This window comes from Hafnia paralvei, assembly GCF_020150375.1.
GTDB lineage: Bacteria > Pseudomonadota > Gammaproteobacteria > Enterobacterales > Enterobacteriaceae > Hafnia > Hafnia paralvei.
This window is the reverse complement of sequence record NZ_CP083737.1, coordinates 4,293,268-4,316,999: the sequence shown is the minus strand read 5'-3', so window position 1 is coordinate 4,316,999 and position 23,732 is coordinate 4,293,268. Positions and strand designations below refer to the sequence as shown.

The window sequence follows — 23,732 nt, the reverse complement described above, 5'->3', positions numbered from 1 at the left end:
AGTTACGGAGAGTAAAATGAAAGTTCGTGCTTCCGTCAAGAAATTATGTCGTAACTGTAAAATTGTTAAGCGCAACGGTGTTGTGCGTGTGATTTGCAGCGTAGAACCGAAGCATAAACAGCGTCAAGGCTGATTATCTCGCATATTTTTCTTGCAAAGTTGGGTTGAGCTGGCTAGATTAGCCAGCCAATCTTTTGTATGTTGCTACAGTATCATTTGAGTATCCTGAAAACGGGCTTTTCAGAGTGGTGCTGTTGTATAAAAATTTAGGAGTGCATAGTGGCCCGTATAGCAGGCATTAACATTCCTGATCAAAAACATACTGTTATCGCATTGACTGCGATCTTCGGTATCGGCAAGACCCGCTCACAGGCTATCTGTGAAGCAACGGGCATTGCTGAAAATGTTAAGATCAGTGAGCTGTCTGAAGAGCAAATCGATAAGCTGCGTGACGAAGTTGCCAAGTACACTGTAGAAGGTGACCTGCGTCGTGAAGTAACCCTGAGCATCAAGCGTCTGATGGATCTTGGTACCTATCGTGGTTTGCGTCATCGTCGTGGTCTACCGGTTCGCGGTCAGCGTACTAAGACCAACGCACGTACCCGTAAGGGTCCGCGTAAACCGATCAAGAAATAATCGGGGTGATTGAATAATGGCAAAGGCACCTATTCGTGCACGTAAGCGTGTAAGAAAGCAAGTCTCTGACGGTGTGGCTCACGTCCATGCTTCTTTCAACAACACCATTGTTACCATTACTGATCGTCAGGGTAACGCACTGGGTTGGGCAACAGCCGGTGGTTCCGGTTTCCGTGGTTCTCGTAAATCCACTCCATTTGCCGCACAGGTAGCAGCAGAACGTTGCGCCGAAGCAGTAAAAGAGTACGGAATTAAGAATCTGGAAGTTATGGTTAAAGGACCTGGTCCTGGCCGTGAGTCTACTATCCGCGCGTTGAACGCGGCTGGTTTCCGCATCACTAATATTACTGATGTGACTCCGATCCCTCATAACGGTTGTCGTCCGCCGAAGAAACGTCGCGTATAACGTCGTTCCTCGGATTGTTGGAGAAAGAAAATGGCAAGATATTTGGGTCCTAAGCTCAAGCTGAGCCGTCGTGAGGGCACAGACTTATTCCTTAAGTCTGGCGTTCGTGCGATCGATACCAAGTGTAAAATTGAGCAGGCACCTGGCCAGCACGGTGCGCGTAAACCGCGTCTGTCTGACTATGGTGTTCAGTTACGTGAGAAGCAAAAAGTTCGTCGTATCTACGGCGTTCTGGAGCGTCAGTTCCGTAACTATTATAAAGAAGCAGCCCGCCTGAAAGGCAACACCGGTGAAAACCTGTTGCAACTGCTGGAAGGTCGTCTGGACAACGTCGTTTACCGTATGGGCTTCGGTGCCACTCGTGCAGAAGCACGTCAGCTGGTTAGCCATAAAGCAGTCGTAGTAAATGGTCGCGTTGTTAACATCGCTTCTTATCAGGTATCTCCTAATGACGTAGTCAGCGTACGTGAGAAAGCTAAAAAGCAATCTCGTGTGAAGGCCGCTCTGGAGCTGGCTGAGCAGCGTGAAAAGCCGACTTGGCTGGAAGTTGATGCTGCTAAGATGGAAGGTGTGTTCAAACGTAATCCTGAACGTTCCGACCTGTCTGCGGACATTAACGAACACCTGATCGTCGAGCTTTACTCTAAGTAAAGCTTAGTACCAAAGAGAGGACACAATGCAGGGTTCTGTGACAGAGTTTCTAAAACCGCGCCTGGTAGATATCGAGCAACTGAGTTCGACGCACGCCAAGGTGACCCTTGAGCCGTTAGAGCGTGGCTTTGGCCATACTCTTGGTAACGCACTGCGCCGTATTCTGCTTTCATCTATGCCGGGTTGCGCGGTGACCGAGGTTGAGATTGATGGTGTACTGCATGAGTACAGCACCAAAGAAGGTGTACAGGAAGATATCCTGGAAATCCTGCTCAACCTGAAAGGGCTGGCGGTGAAAGTTCAAGGCAAAGATGAAGTTATTCTTACCCTGAATAAGTCTGGCATTGGCCCTGTGACTGCAGCCGATATCACCCATGATGGTGATGTTGAAATCGTCAAGCCGCAGCATGTGATCTGCCATCTGACTGATGAAAATGCATCAATTAGCATGCGTATCAAAATTCAGCGTGGTCGTGGTTATGTGCCGGCTTCTGCCCGAATTCATTCGGAAGAAGATGAGCGCCCGATCGGCCGTCTGTTAGTCGATGCTTGCTACAGCCCTGTAGAGCGTATTGCCTACAATGTTGAAGCTGCTCGTGTTGAACAGCGTACCGACCTGGACAAGCTGGTTATCGAGATGGAAACCAATGGTACGATTGATCCGGAAGAATCAATCCGCCGTGCGGCAACTATCTTGGCTGAACAACTTGAAGCTTTCGTTGACTTACGTGATGTACGTCAGCCGGAAGTTAAAGAAGAGAAGCCGGAGTTCGATCCGATCCTGCTGCGCCCTGTTGACGATCTGGAATTGACTGTCCGCTCTGCTAACTGCCTCAAGGCAGAAGCTATCCACTACATCGGTGATCTAGTACAGCGTACCGAAGTTGAGTTGCTGAAAACGCCGAACTTGGGTAAAAAATCTCTTACTGAGATTAAAGACGTGCTGGCTTCACGTGGTCTGTCTCTGGGCATGCGCCTCGAAAACTGGCCGCCAGCTAGCATTGCTGACGAGTAACTAGGTCACAGGTTAAGGTTTTACTGAGAAGGATAAGGTCATGCGCCATCGTAAGAGTGGTCGTCAACTGAACCGTAACAGCAGCCATCGCCAAGCTATGTTCCGCAATATGGCCGGCTCTTTGGTTCGTCATGAAATCATCAAGACGACCCTGCCGAAAGCGAAAGAGCTGCGTCGCGTGGTTGAGCCGCTGATTACTCTTGCCAAGACCGACAGCGTTGCTAATCGTCGTCTGGCATTCGCCCGTACTCGTGATAACGAGATCGTGGCAAAACTGTTTAACGAGCTAGGCCCGCGTTTCGCGAGCCGTGCCGGTGGTTACACTCGTATTCTTAAGTGTGGCTTCCGTGCAGGCGACAACGCGCCGATGGCTTACATCGAACTCGTTGATCGTTCTGTATCTGATGCAGAAGCAACTGCAGAGTAATCTGTAGAAGCATGAAAATGCCGGGCTTAGGCCCGGCTTTTTTATACCTAGAATTCATCATGTTCTGTTGTGCCCCTCGCATGTCTCTTCTTTTTTATCGTTATCCTGATTAAGCTATATTCAGATGTTATTGGGGATAAATTTATGTTCTTAGTGGATGAATGGGCTGAGCGCCACATCAACGCCGCGCTAAAACGTGGAGAATTAAATAACCTGTCCGGAGAAGGTAAACCTTTGGTTCTGGATGACGATTCTCATGTTCCCGCTGAATTGCGTGCTGGCTACCGGCTTTTGAAGAATGCGGGGTGTTTACCGCCTGAAATAGAGCAACGGAACGAGGCGGCAACGATCGCATCAATACTAAGGGGTCTATCTCGCGAGCATCCTGATTACAGCGAGCTTAATAAGAAACTAGCACTGTTGGAGTTTCGTTTACGCCAGGCTGGCATGAGTACAGATTTTTTGCATGCAGAGTATGTCGAGCATTTTGCACAACGTTTCTAATTGGGGAGATGGTAGGCTATGTATCGCATTGGGCAGTTAGCGAAGTTAGCGGGAGTAACGCCTGATACTGTGCGTTATTATGAAAAGCAGAAGATGATGGATCATGAAGTTCGAACCGAAGGTGGGTATCGTCTTTATACGGATCACGATCTTCAACGATTACGTTTTATTCGTTATGCTAAGCAGCTAGGTTTTACATTGGAGTCGATCCGTGAGCTATTATCGATCAGAGTCGATCCAAAGCATCATACCTGCCAAGAGTCTAAATCTATCGTTGACGCCAGACTGCTCGAGGTAGAAAGTAAGATCCATGAGTTGGAATTGATGCGTCAATCACTCAGACGTTTGAGTGATGCCTGTTGCGGAAAAGCTCATACCAGTACCTATTGTTCAATTCTTGAGGCTCTAGAACAAGGTGCAGCGGAAAGATTGATGCGTATAGATTTGCGGGGTTATTACCCTAAACCTTCATATTGTTAGTGAGGAAGTCATGACTAAGTATCAGCACACCAAAGGTATTATTACGGATAATGCTATCCAAGCGCTTTTACACGATCCTTTGTTTAAGGCACGCGTAGAAAAAAATAGTAAGGGTAAAGGCAGCTATACTCGGAAAGCCAAGCACGGTAAAAAAGGCAGCTGGGAGGCTGTAGGTAAAATTCATTAATTTCTGATGTATTTTACCTACAGTTTCCTCTCTGCAAGCAACCAATAAAAAAGCCGCTCAGAGCGGCTTTTCTGTTCTTCTAATGTATTATTTTTGTTGCTGTTTTAGTAGGTCACGAATTTCAGTCAACAGTTTTTCTTCCGTGGTTGGCGCTGGCGGAGCTGCTGGCTCTTCTGCTTCTTGGCGACGCATTTTGTTCATGAGCTTAATGGCTAAGAAAATAGCGAAGGCTACAATGACAAAATCGAAGATATTTTGAATAAACTGACCATAATTCATGACAACCGCGGGCGTAGCACCTTCCGCTGCGCGTATGACCCAATGGAACTGTTTGAAATCAACGCCGCCAATCAATAAACCCAGCGGCGGCATAATAATATCGGCGACTAAAGATGAGACAATCTTACCAAATGCGGCACCGATGATAACACCGACGGCTAAATCGACAACGTTGCCACGCATGGCAAATTCACGAAACTCTTTTAATAAACTCATAGCTCACCCCTTTTAAAATCAATAACACAAGTTTAACAAACATAGCATTAATTGACAAAAGACGGACGTAAATTTAAGTACGCCAGAAAGCAGGAAACATTAGCACAATAACTGTCATGACTTCGAGGCGTCCTAAAAGCATTCCTATCGATAAGGCCCATTTGGCAATATCAGGCAACGACGCAAAGTTACCGCTAGGGCCAATAACCGGACCCATACCGGGCCCTACATTGGCCATTGCGGTCATTGCGCCGGTGATAGCTGATAGCGTATCAACGCCACTCATTCCCAAAATCCCGGCAATGACAATCGTGATCCCAATAAACGCCATCATAAAGGCAATCACCGACCGGCTGACTTCATTCGTAATCGGGCGATTATTATAGCGACGTGGAAATATCGCGTTAGGGTGGATGAGTTTACGTACTTCGATATGCAGAGTTTCAAAGCAAATCTGTATTCTAAACATTTTAATGCCGCCAGCGGTTGAGCCTGAACATCCACCAAGTAGCATCACTGAGGCGAAAATTACGGTGGTCAACGGGGTCCACAGATCGAAGTTTCCTAAGGAGTAGCCCGTGGTAGATAAAATGTTTATCAGGTTAAAGAATGCGATTCTCAGACTATCAGTGAAGCTGAATATATTTTTATGCCATAGCCATAGAGTGATGATCATACCGACGATAATCACGAAGCGTGTGAATCCCACAAGCTGCTGATCTCGCCATAAGGGTTTGCCACTTCGTTGCCGAATGCACTGCACAAATAATAAAAATGGCAGTGACCCTAGAAACATAAATAGCGTTGCATTCCACTGGGCGAGTTTCGAATAGGCCGCCATGGATAAGTCATTGGTAGAGAATCCACCCGTAGAGATAGTGGCAAAGGCATGGTTAACGGCATCAAAGTTGTCCATTCCCGCGTAGCGAAAGCCAAAGTAGCATAGGAATGTGAGCACCACATAAACGCCCATAATGCTTTTGGCCACGTCTTTCATACGCGGAGAGCTTTTCTCTGACCAATCCGACGATTCGGTATGGAATAACCGCATTCCCCCTACATCGAGAAAAGGTAGAATTGCGACAGCCATAACGATAAAGCCAACACCCCCCATCCACTGGAGCAATGAGCGCCAGAGCAGAACACTAGGTTCCATCTGATTTAAGTGAGATAAAACCGATGAACCGGTCGTCGTGAGCCCAGACATAGTTTCGAAAAAGGCATCGGTAAACGCGATGTGCTTAATAAAAACAAAAGGTAACGCACCGAAGCAGCAGGCGGTGATCCAGGCAAGCGTCGTGGTTAGAAACATGTCCCGAATGCGGAGATAAAATTTCTGCCCGCGTCCTTGAGCGATAAGAATAATGGCAATGACGTGGGTAATAATCACCGACTGTAGAAATTCAGAAACGCCACCGCTACCGGTAAATAGCGCGTAAATAGTCGGTATATACATCAAGAGGGCGACCTTTGAGAGCATCATCCCCAAGATGTAGAGAATAGAACGATAGTTGACCATATACGCGGCTATAAGAAGAATGGGCTTGGTTGGAACAAGCGTTCAACGTCTGTAATAAACTTTTTGTCGGTTAAGAACATGATGACGTGATCTCCCTGTTCAATTTTAGACTCGCTATTAGCAATAATGACGTCATCTCCCCGAACAATGGCGCCAATTGTTGTACCCGGCGGAAGTTTTATTTCTTCTACTTTGCGACCAACAACTTTTGAGGTGCTTTCATCCCCATGTGCGATGGCTTCAATGGCTTCAGCGACGCCGCGGCGCAATGAGGATACACTGACGATGTCTGCTTTACGTACGTGTCCAAGCAGCGCAGAGATCGTTGCCTGCTGTGGCGAAATTGCGATATCGATAACACTACCTTGCACCAGATCGACATATGCGCTTCTCTGGATGAGCACCATGACTTTTTTAGCCCCTAAGCGCTTGGCTAACATCGCAGACATGATATTAGCTTCGTCATCGTTGGTTAGAGCGATAAAAACGTCGACTTGATCAATATGCTCTTCAGTCAGCAACTCTTGGTCAGAAGCATCACCATAGAACACGATGGTGTCATGTAGCATTTCGGCAAGCTCAGCAGCGCGTTGCTGATTACGTTCAATGAGTTTAACGCTGTAGTCTTTTTCTAAACGATGAGCTAATCCAGCGCCAACGTTACCGCCGCCGACAATCATAATACGTTTATAAGGTTTTTCTAAACGCTGAAGCTCGCTCATCACGGCGCGAATATGCTGCGATGCGGCGACAAAAAACACTTCGTCACCGGCTTCAATAATGGTAGAGCCTTGTGGGCGAATGGGACGATCTTGGCGGAAAATAGCGGCGACCCGGGTATCAATGTGCGGCATATGCTCTTTAAGCGATGCGAGCGCGTTACCAACCAGTGGGCCACCGTAATAGGCTTTTACCACTGCGAGGCTGACTTTTCCTTCGGCAAAATTGACGACCTGCAATGCACCAGGATACTCAATCAGCCGATACACATAGTCTGTCACCAACTGCTCTGGAGAGATAAGATGGTCTATCGGTACGGCTTCGGCATTAAACAAACGCTCGTTTTCACGGATATACTCCGTTGAGCGGATGCGTGCGATTCGATTTGGTGTATTAAATAACGAATAGGCAACCTGACAGGCGACCATATTGGTTTCATCTGAGCTGGTGACGGCGACAAGCATATCTGCATCGTCGGCTCCTGCTTCACGCAATACGCGTGGGTGAGAGCCATGGCCCTGCACCACTCTTAAGTCGAATTTATCTTGCAGTTGGCGCAGGCGATCGCTATTCGTATCGACGATGGTTATATCGTTATTTTCGCCGACGAGATTTTCTGCCAGTGTGCCGCCGACTTGCCCGGCGCCAAGAATGATTATCTTCATTGTGTTCTCTGGTTCGCGCTATTTATAAGCCTGTGTCGTCCGCAGGCAGACACTGTTATGCCTTAATCAGCTTAGCGTAAAAGAACCCATCGCCATCCTGTGCATGGGGAAGATGCTGTTGCCCCGGATTCTTTTGATCTCCGGTGATCATCAGCTGAGCCTCTGGATGGCGGGAGAGAAACTCGCGCATCTGTTGAGCATTTTCTTCAGGTAAAACAGAGCAGGTAGCATAAACCATTACCCCACCGGATTTCAGATGTGGCCAGATGGCTTCAATAATTTCTTTCTGTAGAGCCGCCAATTCAGCAATATCACGATCGCGACGCAGCCATTTGATATCAGGGTGACGACGGATCACTCCTGTTGCTGAACAAGGGGCATCTAGCAAGATACGATCAAATTGCTTGTCCCCACACCATTTCTCAGGATAACGCCCATCACCGCATTTTACCTCAGCCTGTTGTTGTAAACGATGTAGGTTTTCTTTCACGCGCTTCAGTCGATTTTCATCAACATCAACGGCAAGAACGTGCGCCTTTGGAGCCGCCTCCAGAATATGTGTGGTTTTTCCTCCGGGAGCGCAGCAAAGATCAAGGATCTGTTCACCATTTTGCGGATCAAGCAGATCGACACAGTGCTGAGCACTGGCGTCCTGAACGGTTACCCAGCCTTGCTCAAATCCTGGGAGACGACCGACGGGCGAAGCCTCTTCGAGGCAGATTGCATCGGGGAACTGTGGATGTGCAAATGCATTGATTTCAGCTTTAGCCAGTAACGCTAAATATTCATCGCGCGAGTGATGGAGGCGGTTGACGCGTAACCACATTGGTGGGCGTTGGTTATTGGCATCAACAATGGATTCCCACTGCTGCGGGTAAGCCTGTTGTAAACGTTTTAGCAGCCACGAAGGGTGTAAGAAACGGCATTCGTTATTCTGTGCGCGTTCTTTTAACTGGTCTTCCTGACGCTGGAACTGACGTAAAACACCATTGATCAGCCCTTTTAGTTGGGGGCGTTTCAATGCGACAGCACCATTGACTGTTTCGGCCAAGGCTGCATGTGGGGGAATACGGGTATAGACCAGTTGGTAGATCCCAACCATGATTAGATAATGTAATGGCCGCTGCTTACCAGTGAGTACCTTCGCCATCAGCTGTTGGATATACCATTCCAACTGCGGTAAAACACGTAGAACACCAAAGCAAAGCTCTTGTAGCAGTGCACGGTCTTTCTCGCTGACTTCTTTGCTTAGAGCCGGAAGTACGGTACTGAGAGACTGTCCTTGGTCAAGCACTGACCCAAGCGCTTTGGCAGCAATAGCACGCAGATTATATGGAGTGTTTTTCATAGCGTTAGGCTGACCGTTGCAGCATAAATAAATAATTTAGAGTATGGCGCGAAGTTTACCGCGAATAGGGGGCGGGTTTGAAGTTTAGAGACGGATTAGCATCAATTTCAAACAAAAAGGGCCCATTGGGCCCTTTTTACAATGACTAATGGAATTATTCTAGGCAATTACCTGGAATGAACCACTCGCGGCGAGAATTGAGTAAATCCTGCGCGGACATGCTTTTCTTGCCAGAAGGTTGCAACTGGGTCATCAGCAAGGCCCCCTCGGCGGTTGCTACGGCAATGCCATGTTTGTCGGCGCTGATGATAGTCCCCGGAGCTTGGTTCTGCTCGGCTGCTATCGCCTGAGACTGCCAAACTTTTACCGGTTGGCCATCAATCATAAAGAAGCTTACCGGCCATGGATTGAACGCCCGAACGCAGCGCTCAAGCTGTGCAGCAGAAAGAGTCCAGTTTAAGCGGGCTTCCTCTTTGCTTAGTTTCTCAGCGTAGGTCACTAGGGCTTCATCCTGCTTCTCAGGCGTTGCTGTACCGTTGGCTAACTCAGCGAGCGTAGCGAGCAACCCTTGAGGCCCCATCTCAGCCAGCTTATCGTATAGCGTTGCACTGGTATCTTGAGCGGTGATTGGACAGGAGACTTTATGCAGCATATCGCCAGTATCTAAACCAACGTCCATCTGCATAATAGTGACACCTGTTTCAGCATCACCGGCCCATAAGGCTCGCTGAATAGGCGCTGCGCCACGCCAGCGAGGCAGCAGGGAGCCATGCACGTTGATACAGCCTAAACGTGGCATATCCAAAACGGCCTTAGGCAAGATTAACCCATACGCCACCACGACCATCACATCGGCGTTAAGATCGGAAACCAGCTTCTGGCTGTCCTCTGGGCGCAGTGACACGGGTTGAAAAACAGGTAAATTATGCTGCTCGGCTAAAACCTTAACAGGGCTCGGAGTGAGTTTATTGCCACGACCTGCAGGCCTATCTGGTTGGGTAAAAACGCCAACGATTTGATGCTGCGAAGACAAAAGCGCGTCTAGATGACGCGCTGCAAAATCGGGAGTTCCCGCAAAAATAATACGCAAAGAATCAGACAATGTTGTTTCCTGCTAATAATGAGCTAATTAGCCTCTGGCCTGCTGTTTATACAGTTTTTCCAGCTTCTGACGAATGCGCTGACGCTTCAGAGGCGAGAGATAATCAACGAACAGTTTTCCGATCAAATGATCCATCTCGTGTTGAATACAGATTGCGAGAAGATCGTCGGCTTCCAGTTCGAAAGGTTTTCCATCGCGATCCAATGCGCGAATTTTCACACGCTCAGCGCGAGGAACGAGCGCTCGATGTTCAGGAACCGACAGACAGCCTTCTTCAATGCCGGTTTCACCGTCGCTTGATAGCAATTCTGGATTGATCAGGACTAAACGCTGATCGCGATTTTCAGACACATCGATGACGATAATACGCTGGTGAACGTCTACCTGAGTGGCCGCCAGACCAATACCTTCTTCCGCGTACATGGTATCAAACATGTCATCAACGATACGCTGAATTTCGGGCGTAACTTCTTTTACAGGCTGCGCAACAGTGCGGAGCCGCTCATCGGGGAAATGTAATACCTGCAATACCGCCATAAATTATTCGATCTGTCTCTGAGTAGTGGAATGATTGTCACTTACTATTCTAGACATTTCCGGCCTTGATTGACAGTATTGTTCACCTATTGAACACATAGGTGCAGGCTGCGCAAGGGACGGATATGCATGCTCAGGAAACTTGGTTGCGTCTAAGCCGCTTACAGAAAATTGCTTTGCCGCAGTGTATTCACATTGTTAAACGGTTCGCTAATGAGACACCTAATATTCTTCTGCTGAGGAAATTAGGGCTCACCTCAGCTCAAGCACAAAAATTCCTTTCATCTGAGCACCTAGAGGCTGATTTATCTTGGCTAGCACAGCAGGGAAATTATCTTATTGCTTATGATGATTCACGCTATCCTGAAAAACTAAAGAATATTGCTAATCCACCGGCCGTATTGTTTGTTAAGGGAAACGTCGAATGTCTTTCACAAGCGCAAATTGCCGTTGTCGGTAGCCGTCGGTATAGCGACTATGGGGAGAGTTGTGCCACCTATTTTGCTGGCGAGCTTGCTGCATCAGGATTAGTGATAACCAGTGGTTTGGCACTCGGTATTGATGGAATCGCACATCGCGCATGTCTTGAGTCGCTTGGTACAACGATTGCGGTGCTCGGATGTGGTATTGCGCAGCTTTATCCGACGTGTCATGAGCATTTGGCCGCACGTATTGTCGAAAACAATGGCGCGATTATTTCCGAATTTCCACCGAGTACCAGAGCAAGATCTGAATACTTTCCGCGACGAAACCGTATCATCAGTGGGTTGAGTGATGGTGTGCTCATCATTGAGGCGGCAGAGAAAAGTGGTTCCTTGATCACTGCGCGTTGCGCGATAGAGCAGGGAAAAGATGTATTTGCGATCCCCGGCTCAATTGACAGTTTGCAGAGTGCCGGCGCTAACTGGCTCATCCAACAAGGTGCCTATTTAGTCGCCCATCCCAATGATATTATTGAGCAATTAGGTGGTTTGCATTGGTTGCCCAATCCTCATGTCGAAATTATTTATCCTGAGCGAGACGATGTAGAATTGCCATTTGCCGATGTGTTGGCTAACGTAGAATATGAGGTGACATCTGTTGACGTCGTCGCCGAACGAGTCGGCCAACCTGTGCCAGAGGTCGTTGTCGCTCTGCTCGACCTGGAGTTAGCAGGATGGATTAAAGCTGTGTCCGGCGGTTATGTCCGACTGAAGAGGGCTAGCCATGTTCGACGTATTAATGTACCTGTTTGAAACCTATATACACACAGCATCAGGAATGCAGGTTGATCAAGATAAGTTAACCGATGATTTAACGCGTGCGGGGTTTGAACGGGAAGATATCTATAGTGCCCTCGGTTGGTTAGAAAAGCTTGCTATGATGCAGGAAGCTGATGCTTTGCCGTATATCTCATGCGCGGATCCTCATGTGATGCGTATTTATACGGATGATGAGATGATACGTCTCGATAGTGCATGCCGAGGGTTTCTGCTCTTCCTTGAACAAATACAGGTGTTAACTCCAGAAACGAGAGAAATGGTCATTGATCGTGTGATGGCGCTGGATGCGGATCAGTTCGATCTTGAAGATTTGAAGTGGGTCGTGCTTATGGTGCTGTTTAATGTACCGGGACATGAGCATGCTTACGAACAGATGGAAGAACTGTTGTTTGAAGTTAATGAGGGCTATCTGCATTAAGCAGTTACCCGATGAATTAAGAAACTATTTATGAGTCAGGCAACACTGCTTGCTGTTAAAAATACTGAGAACTGCCCAGACTGCGGCGCGGAATTAGTGATTCGCAGTGGTAAGCATGGGCCGTTCTTAGGTTGTTCCCGTTATCCAGAATGCCAGTTCATTCGTCCGCTAAAACCACAGGCTGATGGACACGTGGTCAAAATTCTGGATGGTCAACTGTGTCCGAAATGTGGTTCAACACTGGTTTTGCGTCAGGGGCGCTACGGCATGTTTATCGGCTGTAGCGAGTATCCTGAATGTGATCATACTGAGGTGATCGATAAGCCTGACACCACCTCGATAATCTGTCCTCAATGCCAACAGGGAAAACTCCTACAAAGAAAATCCCGTTATGGAAAAGTTTTTCACGCTTGCGATAGATATCCTGAGTGCCAGTTTGCAATCAATCTAAAGCCAGTGGAGGGAGAGTGTAGCTACTGCCACTACCCATTGCTGATTGAAAAGCGCACCGCTCAGGGCATTAAGCTGTTTTGTGCGAGTAAACTCTGCGGCAAGGCCGTAGTAACTGAATAGAAGATAATGAAAAAAGAACAAGAATCATCGCTAGCGAACGTGCTCAATGCGCTAAAAAATGAAAAAGTTGTGGCTTACCCTACCGAAGCCGTTTTTGGCTTAGGTTGCGATCCTGACAGTGAATTGGCTGTGCTTGCACTGCTAGATCTCAAGCAGCGCCAGTGGGAAAAGGGGCTTATTCTGATTGCCGCAAACTATGAGCAACTGCTGCCATATGTTGATGATGCGAAATTATCCGGTGAAAGACGTGAAGAAGTCTTTTCGTATTGGCCAGGTCCCGTGACATGGGTGATGCCGGCTAAACCAACGACGCCTCAATGGCTCAGAGGTCGTTTCTCTACTATTGCAGTACGTGTTAGCGATCATCCTTTAGTCCAAACCCTGTGCTTACAGTTTGGTAAGCCGCTCGTGTCAACGAGTGCCAATCTGAGCGGTTTGGAACCTTGCCGTACGGCGCAAGAGGTTCGTTTGCAGTTTGGCAATGCGTTTCCTGTTGTTGATGCAGAAGTGGGAGGGCGTTTAAACCCATCAGAAATCCGTGATGCGCTGACTGGCGAATTGTTTAGGCAGGGATAAGACAGATGAAACAGTTTGCGGTTTTTGGTAATCCGATTAAACACAGTAAGTCACCGCGTATCCATCAGCTGTTTAGCCAGCAGACGGGTATTGCTCTTAATTATGAAACTCGGTTAGCCCCTGTCGATGATTTCTCAAAGAGTATTCAGGCATTTTTTGCTGGTGGGGGTATTGGCGCAAATATTACGACGCCATTCAAAGAGCAAGCCTACGAGCTCTCAGATGAATTAACCGAAAGAGCTTCATTAGCTGGAGCCGTTAACACGTTAAAACTCTTGGATGATGGTCGTCTATTGGGCGACAACACGGACGGCATTGGCTTACTCAGTGACCTTGAGCGTTTGGGGATGATTGCCCCCGAGGCTACAGTGCTCCTGTTAGGAGCCGGTGGTGCTGCTCGTGGCGTTATTCAACCGCTCCTATCGCTAGACTGTGATCTTACCATTGCCAATAGAACCTATAGTCGAGCTGAAGAGTTGGCTAAGGTCTTTAGTCATTTGGGAAATATTGACGCGGCTGAATTCAATGAACTGTCGGGAAGGCGATTTGATCTCATAATTAATGCAACGGCTTCAGGCATTCATGGCGAAATTCCACAGATTTCCACTGAAGTTATTGATGAGAATACTGCTTGCTACGACATGTTTTACCAGAAAGGGCTAACGCCTTTCCTCTCTTGGGCGAAAGAGCATGACGCAAATCAGATAGCTGATGGCTTTGGGATGCTCGTGGGACAAGCGGCTCATGCATTCTTGCTGTGGAATGGCGTGATGCCGGAAATTGCATCTGTGCTCAACGTCATGCGTGAAGAATCATCACGATGAACCAAGCGATACAGTTTCCAGACCAAGAAGAATGGGATGCGAAGAAGAGAGCTGTCCTCTTTCCCGCAACGAGCAATGGTTTTCAAATATGCTGCGCTATCTATATAGACGAGCTTAAACGAATGGTAGAGGATCCTGTGAATCATGATCCTCTGGCTCTATTCAGATCGCTACGCTGGGATCTTGAAGATTTAGCGGAGCAAAAGATCCTGAACGAAGATTACAACGACGATGGCTGGATATGGATTTCTGGCTGTGAGAGATAGTCGTCTTTCCAACGCACATAGTTATTGGCTGAATACAGTAATCCCATTTTCTCTTCTTCGCTTAATGGACGGATCTGACGAGCTGGGCTTCCAAAGTACATATATCCGCTGACTAACCGCTTTCCTGGTGAAACTAAACTACCAGCACCAATGATGACATCGTCTTCTATGATTGCGCCGTCCAGAATAATGCTACCCATTCCAACGAGAACTCGGTTTCCTATAGTACATCCATGAAGCATAGCCTTATGTCCAACGGTAACATCCTCACCAATAATCGTTGGCAAGCCCTCTGGAGTATTCTCTGATTTGTGAGTGACGTGAATAACGGTTCCATCCTGAATATTGGATCGTGCACCGATGGATATATAGTTAACGTCTCCTCGGATCGCAACCAGTGGCCAGATACTCACGTCATCTGCCAGATCGACAGCCCCAATAATGGTGCTGGTGGGATCAATAAATACGCGATTTGCGATCTTAGGGTGTAAAGAGAGGTATGGACGAACAGAAAGAGACATAAAAAGTGCGCCAAAAGAGGGATGAATACACCCAATACTATCGTGCACTAGTGAAAACTCAACTCGTGGATCCTTATATCTGTGGATAAGTTTGTGCACAAACGGGTATAAGGCGGGGTTTTGCTGTGGAATGCAGCAAACGATCGATTTATTGGAAATTAGGGGTTGTCAGCCTGCGAGAACTCCCTATAATGCGCCTCCATCGACACGGAACATGTGAATCACTTCACACCGTATCGGCGGTTTCAATAAGAAATCGCAAGAGAAAAAATCCTGAAATTATGGGTTGACTCTGAAAGAGGAAAGCGTATTATACGCCACCTCGAGTTAGCAAGCTAAGTCTCCTAACTCACTGCTCTTTAACAATTTATCAGACAATCTGTGTGGGCACTCACAAGACAATATCTAACGTCCTCGGACGATAAAATATTAAAGTCTTGAAGAGTGACCAAGCAGTAATTCATTTAGTTGACTTGTTTAACTAAAGAAGAACTACGAAAGTTAATTTTCGAGCATCGCTTCACTTGTTGAAGCACATCAAGCTTTTAATTGAAGAGTTTGATCATGGCTCAGATTGAACGCTGGCGGCAGGCCTAACACATGCAAGTCGAGCGGTAGCACAAGAGAGCTTGCTCTCTGGGTGACGAGCGGCGGACGGGTGAGTAATGTCTGGGAAACTGCCTGATGGAGGGGGATAACTACTGGAAACGGTAGCTAATACCGCATGACGTCTTCGGACCAAAGTGGGGGACCTTCGGGCCTCACGCCATCAGATGTGCCCAGATGGGATTAGCTAGTAGGTGGGGTAATGGCTCACCTAGGCGACGATCTCTAGCTGGTCTGAGAGGATGACCAGCCACACTGGAACTGAGACACGGTCCAGACTCCTACGGGAGGCAGCAGTGGGGAATATTGCACAATGGGCGCAAGCCTGATGCAGCCATGCCGCGTGTATGAAGAAGGCCTTCGGGTTGTAAAGTACTTTCAGCGAGGAGGAAGGCATTAAGGTTAATAACCTTGGTGATTGACGTTACTCGCAGAAGAAGCACCGGCTAACTCCGTGCCAGCAGCCGCGGTAATACGGAGGGTGCAAGCGTTAATCGGAATTACTGGGCGTAAAGCGCACGCAGGCGGTTTGTTAAGTCAGATGTGAAATCCCCGAGCTTAACTTGGGAACTGCATTTGAAACTGGCAAGCTAGAGTCTTGTAGAGGGGGGTAGAATTCCAGGTGTAGCGGTGAAATGCGTAGAGATCTGGAGGAATACCGGTGGCGAAGGCGGCCCCCTGGACAAAGACTGACGCTCAGGTGCGAAAGCGTGGGGAGCAAACAGGATTAGATACCCTGGTAGTCCACGCTGTAAACGATGTCGACTTGGAGGTTGTGCCCTTGAGGCGTGGCTTCCGGAGCTAACGCGTTAAGTCGACCGCCTGGGGAGTACGGCCGCAAGGTTAAAACTCAAATGAATTGACGGGGGCCCGCACAAGCGGTGGAGCATGTGGTTTAATTCGATGCAACGCGAAGAACCTTACCTACTCTTGACATCCAGAGAATTTGCTAGAGATAGCTTAGTGCCTTCGGGAACTCTGAGACAGGTGCTGCATGGCTGTCGTCAGCTCGTGTTGTGAAATGTTGGGTTAAGTCCCGCAACGAGCGCAACCCTTATCCTTTGTTGCCAGCGAGTAATGTCGGGAACTCAAAGGAGACTGCCGGTGATAAACCGGAGGAAGGTGGGGATGACGTCAAGTCATCATGGCCCTTACGAGTAGGGCTACACACGTGCTACAATGGCATATACAAAGAGAAGCGAACTCGCGAGAGCAAGCGGACCTCATAAAGTATGTCGTAGTCCGGATTGGAGTCTGCAACTCGACTCCATGAAGTCGGAATCGCTAGTAATCGTAGATCAGAATGCTACGGTGAATACGTTCCCGGGCCTTGTACACACCGCCCGTCACACCATGGGAGTGGGTTGCAAAAGAAGTAGGTAGCTTAACCTTCGGGAGGGCGCTTACCACTTTGTGATTCATGACTGGGGTGAAGTCGTAACAAGGTAACCGTAGGGGAACCTGCGGTTGGATCACCTCCTTACCTAAAGATAGCGTTAAGTGCAGTGTCCACACAGATTGTCTGATGAAATTAATGAGCAAGAGCACCTGTTGATGTTGTGAGTTTTAAGACTCATGCTGATACGAAACGAGAAAGTGTAAGCTTTGTCGGTATTTTCGTGTCCCCATCGTCTAGAGGCCTAGGACACTGCCCTTTCACGGCTGTAACAGGGGTTCGAATCCCCTTGGGGACGCCATTCCGATAATGAGTGAAAGACATTATCACCTGAATATCTTAAAGATGACTTGATTAAGTCGTGTTTAAGATATTGCTCTTTAACAATCTGGAACAAGCTGAAATTTGAAAGCTTAAGCCGCTGTGAGAATGACTTCGGTCAAACACTGACACAGCGAGCATTAAGCAGTCTCTCAATTTTTTGCAATCTTGAATGTTGTCTTGAACCGGTTCGTAACCGCGTTCACCAAGAGACACCTTCGGGTTGTGAGGTTAAGTGACTAAGCGTACACGGTGGATGCCTAGGCAGTCAGAGGCGATGAAGGACGTGCTAATCTGCGATAAGCGTCGGTAAGCTGATATGAAGCGTTATAACCGACGATTTCCGAATGGGGAAACCCAGTGCAATTCGTTGCACTATCGTTAAGTGAATACATAGCTTAACGAAGCGAACCAGGGGAACTGAAACATCTAAGTACCCTGAGGAAAAGAAATCAACCGAGATTCCCCTAGTAGCGGCGAGCGAACGGGGAGCAGCCCAGAACCTTAATCAGCGTATGTGTCAGAGGAACGGTCTGGAAAGTCCGGCGATACAGGGTGATAGCCCCGTACTTGAAAATGCATATGCTGTGAGTTCGATGAGTAGGGCGGGACACGTGACATCCTGTCTGAATATGGGGGGACCATCCTCCAAGGCTAAATACTCCTGACTGACCGATAGTGAACCAGTACCGTGAGGGAAAGGCGAAAAGAACCCCGGCGAGGGGAGTGAAATAGAACCTGAAACCGTGTACGTACAAGCAGTGGGAGCCTCTTTTATGGGGTGACTGCGTACCTTTTGTATAATGGGTCAGCGACTTATATTTTGTAGCAAGGTTAACCGAATAGGGGAGCCGTAGGGAAACCGAGTCTTAACTGGGCGTCAAGTTGCAAGGTATAGACCCGAAACCCGGTGATCTAGCCATGGGCAGGTTGAAGGTTGGGTAACACTAACTGGAGGACCGAACCGACTAATGTTGAAAAATTAGCGGATGACTTGTGGCTGGGGGTGAAAGGCCAATCAAACCGGGAGATAGCTGGTTCTCCCCGAAAGCTATTTAGGTAGCGCCTCGTGAACTCATCTTCGGGGGTAGAGCACTGTTTCGACTAGGGGGTCATCCCGACTTACCAACTCGATGCAAACTACGAATACCGAAGAATGTTATCACGGGAGACACACGGCGGGTGCTAACGTCCGTCGTGAAGAGGGAAACAACCCAGACCGCCAGCTAAGGTCCCAAAGTCATAGTTAAGTGGGAAACGATGTGGGAAGGCATAGACAGCCAGGATGTTGGCTTAGAAGCAGCCATCATTTAAAGAAAGCGTAATAGCTCACTGGTCGAGTCGGCCTGCGCGGAAGATGTAACGGGGCTAAACTATGCACCGAAGCTGCGGCAGCGACACTTAGGTGTTGTTGGGTAGGGGAGCGTTCTGTAAGCCTGTGAAGGTGGCCTGTGAGGGTTGCTGGAGGTATCAGAAGTGCGAATGCTGACATAAGTAACGATAAAGCGGGTGAAAAACCCGCTCGCCGGAAGACCAAGGGTTCCTGTCCAACGTTAATCGGGGCAGGGTGAGTCGACCCCTAAGGCGAGGCCGAAAGGCGTAGTCGATGGGAAACAGGTTAATATTCCTGTACTCGGTGTTACTGCGAAGGGGGGACGGAGAAGGCTAGGCTATCCGGGCGACGGTTGTCCCGGTTTAAGCGTGTAGGGGGTGTGACTTGGTAAATCCGGTCGCATATCAACCCTGAGGCGTGATGACGAGTCACTACGGTGATGAAGTAGTTGATGCCAAGCTTCCAGGAAAAGCCTCTAAGCTCTAGGTAACATTGAATCGTACCCCAAACCGACACAGGTGGTCAGGTAGAGAATACCAAGGCGCTTGAGAGAACTCGGGTGAAGGAACTAGGCAAAATGGTGCCGTAACTTCGGGAGAAGGCACGCTGGCGCGTAGGTGAAGTCCCTTGCGGATGGAGCTGAAGCCAGTCGAAGATACCAGCTGGCTGCAACTGTTTAATAAAAACACAGCACTGTGCAAACACGAAAGTGGACGTATACGGTGTGACGCCTGCCCGGTGCTGGAAGGTTAATTGATGGGGTCAGCCGCAAGGCGAAGCTCTTGATCGAAGCCCCAGTAAACGGCGGCCGTAACTATAACGGTCCTAAGGTAGCGAAATTCCTTGTCGGGTAAGTTCCGACCTGCACGAATGGCGTAATGATGGCCAGGCTGTCTCCACCCGAGACTCAGTGAAATTGAACTCGCTGTGAAGATGCAGTGTACCCGCGGCAAGACGGAAAGACCCCGTGAACCTTTACTATAGCTTGACACTGAACATTGAGCCTTGATGTGTAGGATAGGTGGGAGGCTTTGAAGTGTGGACGCCAGTCTGCATGGAGCCAACCTTGAAATACCACCCTTTAATGTTTGATGTTCTAACTCCGGTCCCTAATCGGGATTGAGGACAGTGTCTGGTGGGTAGTTTGACTGGGGCGGTCTCCTCCTAAAGAGTAACGGAGGAGCACGAAGGTTAGCTAATCACGGTCGGACATCGTGAGGTTAGTGCAATGGCATAAGCTAGCTTGACTGCGAGAGTGACGGCTCGAGCAGGTACGAAAGTAGGTCATAGTGATCCGGTGGTTCTGAATGGAAGGGCCATCGCTCAACGGATAAAAGGTACTCCGGGGATAACAGGCTGATACCGCCCAAGAGTTCATATCGACGGCGGTGTTTGGCACCTCGATGTCGGCTCATCACATCCTGGGGCTGAAGTAGGTCCCAAGGGTATGGCTGTTCGCCATTTAAAGTGGTACGCGAGCTGGGTTTAGAACGTCGTGAGACAGTTCGGTCCCTATCTGCCGTGGGCGTTGGAAGATTGAGAGGGGCTGCTCCTAGTACGAGAGGACCGGAGTGGACGCATCACTGGTGTTCGGGTTGTCATGCCAATGGCATTGCCCGGTAGCTAAATGCGGAAAAGATAAGCGCTGAAAGCATCTAAGCGCGAAACTTGCCTCGAGATGAGTCTTCCCTGAGACCTTGAGTCTCCTAAAGGAACGTTTAAGACTAAGACGTTGATAGGCTGGGTGTGTAAGCGTAGCGATACGTTGAGCTAACCAGTACTAATGATCCGTGAGGCTTAACCTTACAACACCGAAGGTGTTTTGGTTGAGAGACTAAGACAAAGAGTAGGCTTGTTCAAAGATTGGATTAACTGGCTGGGTATAGCGATATACGCGGCGGGTTGATTAACAGAATTTGCCTGGCGGCGATAGCGCGGTGGTCCCACCTGACCCCATGCCGAACTCAGAAGTGAAACGCCGTAGCGCCGATGGTAGTGTGGGGTCTCCCCATGCGAGAGTAGGGAACTGCCAGGCATCAAATAAACGAAAAAGCCTCATGCGAAAGCATGGGGCTTTTTTGTTTATTTGATGTTTGTCGGTGAGTTACGCTTTGAGTAGGACAAATCCGTCGGGAACGGATTTGCACAGCGCGAAGTGCTGCCCGAAGGGTGACGGGCAGGAAGCCCGTCATACAACTGCCAGGCATTAAATAAACGAAAAAGCCTCATGCGAAAGCATGGGGCTTTTTTGTTTTGTCTAACATTTGAACAAATCTGATCATTTGTCCATTCAAGTAAACGCCTTCATACAGCCAAATTTCCCACAGATATCACAAAAAGCGCTGCAAGTACCTCGAGTCTTTCTCATTGGTTAGCTAGCTATTGAAGTGTTATTTTAACCAATATATAACAATTTACTTACATTAAGTGCATGGCAAATGACCATTGCACCCTTTTACCTCTGTAGGGGAATTGTTATGGCAGATACTACTCCAGCTCTGACTGGGCAGAACTCAGGTGAGCAAGATACTCGCAAGCGCATCTTCGCTATTGTCGGTGCTTCATCAGGCAACCTTGTCGAATGGTTTGATTTCTATGTTTATTCATTCTGTGCGCTTTACTTCGCTCCCGTGTTTTTCCCCAGTGGTGATTCCACAACGCAGCTTCTGCAAACGGCGGGTGTGTTTGCTGCTGGTTTTCTCATGCGTCCTATCGGTGGTTGGGTGTTTGGCTATATTGCAGATAAGCATGGCCGCCGTACATCGATGATGATTTCAGTCTGTATGATGTGTTGTGGCTCGTTGGTGATTGCCTGTTTACCGACCTATGCATCCATAGGTAACTGGGCTCCTGCCCTGTTGCTTCTAGCTCGCCTATTCCAAGGGCTGTCCGTTGGTGGGGAGTATGGAACCAGTGCCACATACATGAGCGAGGTAGCCGTTGAGGGCAAGCGCGGATTCTACGCATCATTCCAATATGTCACATTGATCGGTGGCCAACTGCTTGCTCTACTGGTGTTAGTGGTTTTACAGCAAACACTGAGTACGGAAGAGCTTCGTTCATGGGGATGGCGAGTGCCATTCGTGCTAGGCGCGCTGCTGGCAGTAGTTGCACTTTATTTGCGCCGTTCACTGCACGAGACCTCGAGCAAGGAAACAAGGAAACGTAAGGATGCTGGGACGCTCTCAGGGTTATGGAACAATAAAAAAGCTTTCCTGATGGTGCTCGGTTTTACCGCAGGAGGCTCACTCAGCTTCTATACGTTCACTACCTATATGCAAAAATATCTGGTCAACACCGCAGGTATGGATGCGAAAATGGCGAGCGGAATTATGACTGCGGCTCTATTTGTCTTCATGCTGCTACAACCGATTTTTGGTGGGCTATCTGATAAAGTGGGGCGCCGTAATTCGATGATTGCTTTTGGTGCATTAGCCTCTTTGCTTACTGTACCGATTTTGACAACCTTGCAAGATGTGACTAACCCTTATCTGGCCTTCGTGATGATCGTGCTAGCGCTGACAATCGTGAGTCTATACACCTCGATTGGTGGCTTGCTGAAGGCCGAGATGTTCCCACCAGAGGTGCGAGCTCTGGGCGTTGGACTTTCTTATGCGGTGGGCAACGCGTTATTTGGCGGCTCTGCTGAATATGTCGCTTTGTCGATGAAAGCGGCAGGCATTGAGACGGCTTTCTTCTGGTATGTTTCCGGTATGTGTTTTATCGCGATGTTAGTTTCTTTGCTGCTGCATAAAAAAGGTCAGGAAATCAAAATGTAAGGCTCAAGATTGGCGACGTGCAGGATGAAAGATTTTCAACTTCATCCTGCACGCTGTACAAGCCGCTAAAAACTCGTTATCGTCAGGCATCTAGAAGTCTAAACGTTTATATGGATGCTTTTCTATAAAAGAGTCTAGGAGCAGCGATTATGCCAATCAGGGTGCCAGATGAACTACCAGCCGTAAGTTTTTTGCGGAATGAAAACGTATTTGTGATGCCATCTTCGCGTGCTGCAACACAAGAAATCCGCCCGCTAAAGGTTCTGGTACTCAATCTGATGCCTAAGAAGATAGAGACGGAAAATCAGTTTCTACGCTTGCTTTCTAACTCCCCTCTACAAATTGATGTGCAGCTATTGCGAATCGATAGCCGTGAGTCTAAGAATACGCCAGCCGAACACTTGGATAACTTTTACTGTAATTTCGAAGATATCAAAGATCAAAATTTTGATGGCTTGATCGTGACCGGCGCCCCTCTCGGGCTGGTAGATTTTTGCGATGTGGCGTATTGGCCACAGATTGAGCAGATCGTGCATTGGGCGAAAGAGCATGTCACTTCAACGCTGTTTGTGTGTTGGGCAGTACAGGCTGCATTGAATGTATTATATGGTCTTCCAAAGCTTACGCGTGAAACTAAACTCTCTGGCGTTTACCATCATCAAACTTTACAACCGCTGGCGCTACTCACCCGCGGGTTTGACGAAACCTTTTTGGCACCTCATTCTCGTTACGCTGATTTTCCTGTCGATGTGCTTCGTGAATATACCGATCTCGATATTTTGGCTGAATCAGAACAGGCCGGAGCTTATCTGTTTGCGACTAAAGACAAGCGCATGGCTTTTGTCACAGGGCATCCGGAATATGATGCTCACACCTTATCTGGTGAGTATTTCCGCGATGTTGCTGCGGGGCTGACGCCGGATGTGCCAGTGAACTATTTCCCAGATGATAACCCAGAAAATAGTCCGAAAGCCTCTTGGCGTAGCCATGGACACCTACTGTTTACTAACTGGTTAAACTACTACGTTTATCAGATTACGCCGTTTGATTTGCGCTATATGAATCCGACGTTGGAATAGCCCCTCTCCATCTGTTTAGCGCCTCCTTACCAATTGCGCTGCTGAATTTCTGTTTGGCAGCGAAACCATTCCTCATGTTCGTCCCT

At 48.3% G+C, this 23,732-nt stretch carries 24 protein-coding genes, 1 tRNA gene and 3 rRNA genes; 21 read left to right on the top strand and 7 right to left on the bottom strand.

Annotated features, from left to right (window positions below):
• The first annotated feature begins 16 nt into the window (after positions 1–16).
• The 9 genes from rpmJ to K9N75_RS19910 all read left to right on the top strand — a co-directional run bounded on the left by rpmJ (position 17) and on the right by K9N75_RS19910 (position 4,306).
• A complete protein-coding gene (gene rpmJ, locus K9N75_RS19950) occupies positions 17–133 on the top strand; it encodes a 50S ribosomal protein L36 (protein WP_008815462.1) in 117 nt (38 codons plus the stop codon).
• A 146-nt stretch (positions 134–279) separates the two neighbouring features.
• Positions 280–636 carry a 30S ribosomal protein S13 gene (gene rpsM, locus K9N75_RS19945; protein ID WP_008815461.1) on the top strand — a complete coding sequence of 119 codons (357 nt, stop codon included), beginning with the start codon at positions 280–282 and terminating at the stop codon, positions 634–636.
• 16 nt (positions 637–652) lie between these two features.
• The gene (gene rpsK, locus K9N75_RS19940; protein WP_002438687.1) at positions 653–1,042 is read left to right on the top strand and encodes a 30S ribosomal protein S11; all 390 of its coding nucleotides are present in this window, start codon (positions 653–655) and stop codon (positions 1,040–1,042) included.
• Between the two features lie 30 nt (positions 1,043–1,072).
• Positions 1,073–1,693, top strand: coding sequence for a 30S ribosomal protein S4 (rpsD, locus tag K9N75_RS19935; protein ID WP_004846554.1), 621 nt, complete (start codon positions 1,073–1,075; stop codon positions 1,691–1,693).
• Positions 1,694–1,718: 25 nt separating this feature from the next.
• Positions 1,719–2,708 (top strand): DNA-directed RNA polymerase subunit alpha, encoded by a 990-nt coding sequence (locus tag K9N75_RS19930; RefSeq protein WP_004846552.1) that lies wholly within the window; start codon positions 1,719–1,721, stop codon positions 2,706–2,708.
• Between the two features lie 40 nt (positions 2,709–2,748).
• Positions 2,749–3,135, top strand: coding sequence for a 50S ribosomal protein L17 (gene rplQ / locus K9N75_RS19925; protein ID WP_008815460.1), 387 nt, complete (start codon positions 2,749–2,751; stop codon positions 3,133–3,135).
• Between the two features lie 144 nt (positions 3,136–3,279).
• Positions 3,280–3,639: a DnaJ family domain-containing protein gene (locus tag K9N75_RS19920; RefSeq protein ID WP_039188665.1), complete on the top strand. Its 360-nt coding sequence runs from the start codon at positions 3,280–3,282 to the stop codon at positions 3,637–3,639.
• A gap of 18 nt (positions 3,640–3,657) precedes the next feature.
• Complete coding sequence (gene zntR, locus K9N75_RS19915; RefSeq protein ID WP_004846547.1) at positions 3,658–4,119, top strand: Zn(2+)-responsive transcriptional regulator; 462 nt, start codon at positions 3,658–3,660, stop codon at positions 4,117–4,119.
• 10 nt (positions 4,120–4,129) lie between these two features.
• A complete protein-coding gene (locus tag K9N75_RS19910; protein ID WP_096080218.1) occupies positions 4,130–4,306 on the top strand; it encodes an alternative ribosome-rescue factor A in 177 nt (58 codons plus the stop codon).
• Positions 4,307–4,393: 87 nt separating this feature from the next.
• Here the strand turns inward: K9N75_RS19910 and mscL are convergent, their stop codons facing one another.
• The 6 genes from mscL to def form a co-directional block, all read right to left on the bottom strand.
• Entirely contained in the window at positions 4,394–4,801 is a 408-nt protein-coding gene (gene mscL, locus K9N75_RS19905; RefSeq protein ID WP_008815457.1) for a large-conductance mechanosensitive channel protein MscL, read from the bottom strand.
• 73 nt (positions 4,802–4,874) lie between these two features.
• Entirely contained in the window at positions 4,875–6,320 is a 1,446-nt protein-coding gene (locus tag K9N75_RS19900) for a TrkH family potassium uptake protein (protein ID WP_008815456.1), read from the bottom strand.
• Positions 6,321–6,328: 8 nt separating this feature from the next.
• Positions 6,329–7,705 (bottom strand): Trk system potassium transporter TrkA, encoded by a 1,377-nt coding sequence (gene trkA, locus K9N75_RS19895; protein ID WP_004846539.1) that lies wholly within the window; start codon positions 7,703–7,705, stop codon positions 6,329–6,331.
• A 55-nt stretch (positions 7,706–7,760) separates the two neighbouring features.
• A complete protein-coding gene (rsmB, locus tag K9N75_RS19890) occupies positions 7,761–9,053 on the bottom strand; it encodes a 16S rRNA (cytosine(967)-C(5))-methyltransferase RsmB (RefSeq protein WP_039188667.1) in 1,293 nt (430 codons plus the stop codon).
• A 154-nt stretch (positions 9,054–9,207) separates the two neighbouring features.
• Positions 9,208–10,155, bottom strand: coding sequence for a methionyl-tRNA formyltransferase (gene fmt, locus K9N75_RS19885; protein WP_061059462.1), 948 nt, complete (start codon positions 10,153–10,155; stop codon positions 9,208–9,210).
• 27 nt (positions 10,156–10,182) lie between these two features.
• Positions 10,183–10,692: a peptide deformylase gene (gene def / locus K9N75_RS19880; RefSeq protein WP_004846534.1), complete on the bottom strand. Its 510-nt coding sequence runs from the start codon at positions 10,690–10,692 to the stop codon at positions 10,183–10,185.
• 125 nt (positions 10,693–10,817) lie between these two features.
• Between def and dprA the strand changes: the two genes are divergently transcribed.
• The 6 genes from dprA to K9N75_RS19850 are packed head-to-tail and all read left to right on the top strand — an operon-like array spanning position 10,818 to position 14,611.
• Entirely contained in the window at positions 10,818–11,927 is a 1,110-nt protein-coding gene (gene dprA / locus K9N75_RS19875) for a DNA-protecting protein DprA (RefSeq protein WP_064572555.1), read from the top strand.
• Positions 11,899–12,372: a DUF494 family protein gene (locus tag K9N75_RS19870; RefSeq protein WP_039188672.1), complete on the top strand. Its 474-nt coding sequence runs from the start codon at positions 11,899–11,901 to the stop codon at positions 12,370–12,372. Before dprA ends, K9N75_RS19870 begins: the two co-directional genes overlap by 29 nt.
• Before the next feature lie 30 nt (positions 12,373–12,402).
• The gene (locus K9N75_RS19865) at positions 12,403–12,945 is read left to right on the top strand and encodes a DNA topoisomerase family protein (RefSeq protein WP_008815451.1); all 543 of its coding nucleotides are present in this window, start codon (positions 12,403–12,405) and stop codon (positions 12,943–12,945) included.
• Between the two features lie 6 nt (positions 12,946–12,951).
• Entirely contained in the window at positions 12,952–13,521 is a 570-nt protein-coding gene (tsaC, locus tag K9N75_RS19860) for an L-threonylcarbamoyladenylate synthase type 1 TsaC (protein WP_130974163.1), read from the top strand.
• Between the two features lie 5 nt (positions 13,522–13,526).
• Positions 13,527–14,345, top strand: a complete 819-nt coding sequence (aroE, locus tag K9N75_RS19855; protein ID WP_130995616.1) for a shikimate dehydrogenase — start codon at positions 13,527–13,529, stop codon at positions 14,343–14,345.
• Positions 14,342–14,611, top strand: coding sequence for a DUF1488 family protein (locus K9N75_RS19850; RefSeq protein ID WP_008815448.1), 270 nt, complete (start codon positions 14,342–14,344; stop codon positions 14,609–14,611). The genes aroE and K9N75_RS19850 overlap by 4 nt, the downstream gene beginning before the upstream one ends.
• Here K9N75_RS19850 and K9N75_RS19845 read toward each other — a convergent pair.
• Complete coding sequence (locus K9N75_RS19845; protein WP_008815447.1) at positions 14,566–15,132, bottom strand: gamma carbonic anhydrase family protein; 567 nt, start codon at positions 15,130–15,132, stop codon at positions 14,566–14,568. The genes K9N75_RS19850 and K9N75_RS19845 overlap by 46 nt on opposite strands.
• Positions 15,133–15,678: 546 nt before the next feature.
• Between K9N75_RS19845 and K9N75_RS19840 the strand changes: the two genes are divergently transcribed.
• The 6 genes from K9N75_RS19840 (at position 15,679) to metA (ending at position 23,646) form a co-directional block, all read left to right on the top strand.
• Positions 15,679–17,221 (top strand): 16S ribosomal RNA (locus tag K9N75_RS19840).
• Positions 17,222–17,359: 138 nt separating this feature from the next.
• A tRNA-Glu gene (locus tag K9N75_RS19835) sits at positions 17,360–17,435 on the top strand.
• A 249-nt stretch (positions 17,436–17,684) separates the two neighbouring features.
• Positions 17,685–20,593 (top strand): 23S ribosomal RNA (locus K9N75_RS19830).
• Between the two features lie 114 nt (positions 20,594–20,707).
• Positions 20,708–20,823, top strand: a 5S ribosomal RNA gene (rrf, locus tag K9N75_RS19825).
• The 16S, 23S and 5S rRNA genes sit together here with 1 tRNA gene alongside, the layout of an rRNA operon.
• 442 nt (positions 20,824–21,265) lie before the next feature.
• Positions 21,266–22,567, top strand: a complete 1,302-nt coding sequence (locus K9N75_RS19820; protein ID WP_039184538.1) for an MFS family transporter — start codon at positions 21,266–21,268, stop codon at positions 22,565–22,567.
• 149 nt (positions 22,568–22,716) lie between these two features.
• Positions 22,717–23,646, top strand: a complete 930-nt coding sequence (gene metA, locus K9N75_RS19815; protein ID WP_004096975.1) for a homoserine O-acetyltransferase MetA — start codon at positions 22,717–22,719, stop codon at positions 23,644–23,646.
• Positions 23,647–23,732 lie beyond the last annotated feature (86 nt).

Coding starts and splice junctions, on each gene's coding strand:
- rpmJ (WP_008815462.1), top strand. CDS start 17: ATGAAAGTTCGTGCTTCCGTCAAGAAATTATGTCGTAACTGTAAAATT.
- rpsK (WP_002438687.1), top strand. CDS start 653: ATGGCAAAGGCACCTATTCGTGCACGTAAGCGTGTAAGAAAGCAAGTC.
- rpsD (WP_004846554.1), top strand. CDS start 1,073: ATGGCAAGATATTTGGGTCCTAAGCTCAAGCTGAGCCGTCGTGAGGGC.
- K9N75_RS19930 (WP_004846552.1), top strand. CDS start 1,719: ATGCAGGGTTCTGTGACAGAGTTTCTAAAACCGCGCCTGGTAGATATC.
- rplQ (WP_008815460.1), top strand. CDS start 2,749: ATGCGCCATCGTAAGAGTGGTCGTCAACTGAACCGTAACAGCAGCCAT.
- K9N75_RS19920 (WP_039188665.1), top strand. CDS start 3,280: ATGTTCTTAGTGGATGAATGGGCTGAGCGCCACATCAACGCCGCGCTA.
- zntR (WP_004846547.1), top strand. CDS start 3,658: ATGTATCGCATTGGGCAGTTAGCGAAGTTAGCGGGAGTAACGCCTGAT.
- K9N75_RS19910 (WP_096080218.1), top strand. CDS start 4,130: ATGACTAAGTATCAGCACACCAAAGGTATTATTACGGATAATGCTATC.
- mscL (WP_008815457.1), bottom strand. CDS start 4,801: ATGAGTTTATTAAAAGAGTTTCGTGAATTTGCCATGCGTGGCAACGTT.
- K9N75_RS19900 (WP_008815456.1), bottom strand. CDS start 6,320: ATGGTCAACTATCGTTCTATTCTCTACATCTTGGGGATGATGCTCTCA.
- trkA (WP_004846539.1), bottom strand. CDS start 7,705: ATGAAGATAATCATTCTTGGCGCCGGGCAAGTCGGCGGCACACTGGCA.
- rsmB (WP_039188667.1), bottom strand. CDS start 9,053: ATGAAAAACACTCCATATAATCTGCGTGCTATTGCTGCCAAAGCGCTT.
- def (WP_004846534.1), bottom strand. CDS start 10,692: ATGGCGGTATTGCAGGTATTACATTTCCCCGATGAGCGGCTCCGCACT.
- dprA (WP_064572555.1), top strand. CDS start 10,818: ATGCATGCTCAGGAAACTTGGTTGCGTCTAAGCCGCTTACAGAAAATT.
- K9N75_RS19870 (WP_039188672.1), top strand. CDS start 11,899: ATGTTCGACGTATTAATGTACCTGTTTGAAACCTATATACACACAGCA.
- K9N75_RS19865 (WP_008815451.1), top strand. CDS start 12,403: ATGAGTCAGGCAACACTGCTTGCTGTTAAAAATACTGAGAACTGCCCA.
- tsaC (WP_130974163.1), top strand. CDS start 12,952: ATGAAAAAAGAACAAGAATCATCGCTAGCGAACGTGCTCAATGCGCTA.
- aroE (WP_130995616.1), top strand. CDS start 13,527: ATGAAACAGTTTGCGGTTTTTGGTAATCCGATTAAACACAGTAAGTCA.
- K9N75_RS19850 (WP_008815448.1), top strand. CDS start 14,342: ATGAACCAAGCGATACAGTTTCCAGACCAAGAAGAATGGGATGCGAAG.
- K9N75_RS19845 (WP_008815447.1), bottom strand. CDS start 15,132: ATGTCTCTTTCTGTTCGTCCATACCTCTCTTTACACCCTAAGATCGCA.
- K9N75_RS19820 (WP_039184538.1), top strand. CDS start 21,266: ATGGCAGATACTACTCCAGCTCTGACTGGGCAGAACTCAGGTGAGCAA.
- metA (WP_004096975.1), top strand. CDS start 22,717: ATGCCAATCAGGGTGCCAGATGAACTACCAGCCGTAAGTTTTTTGCGG.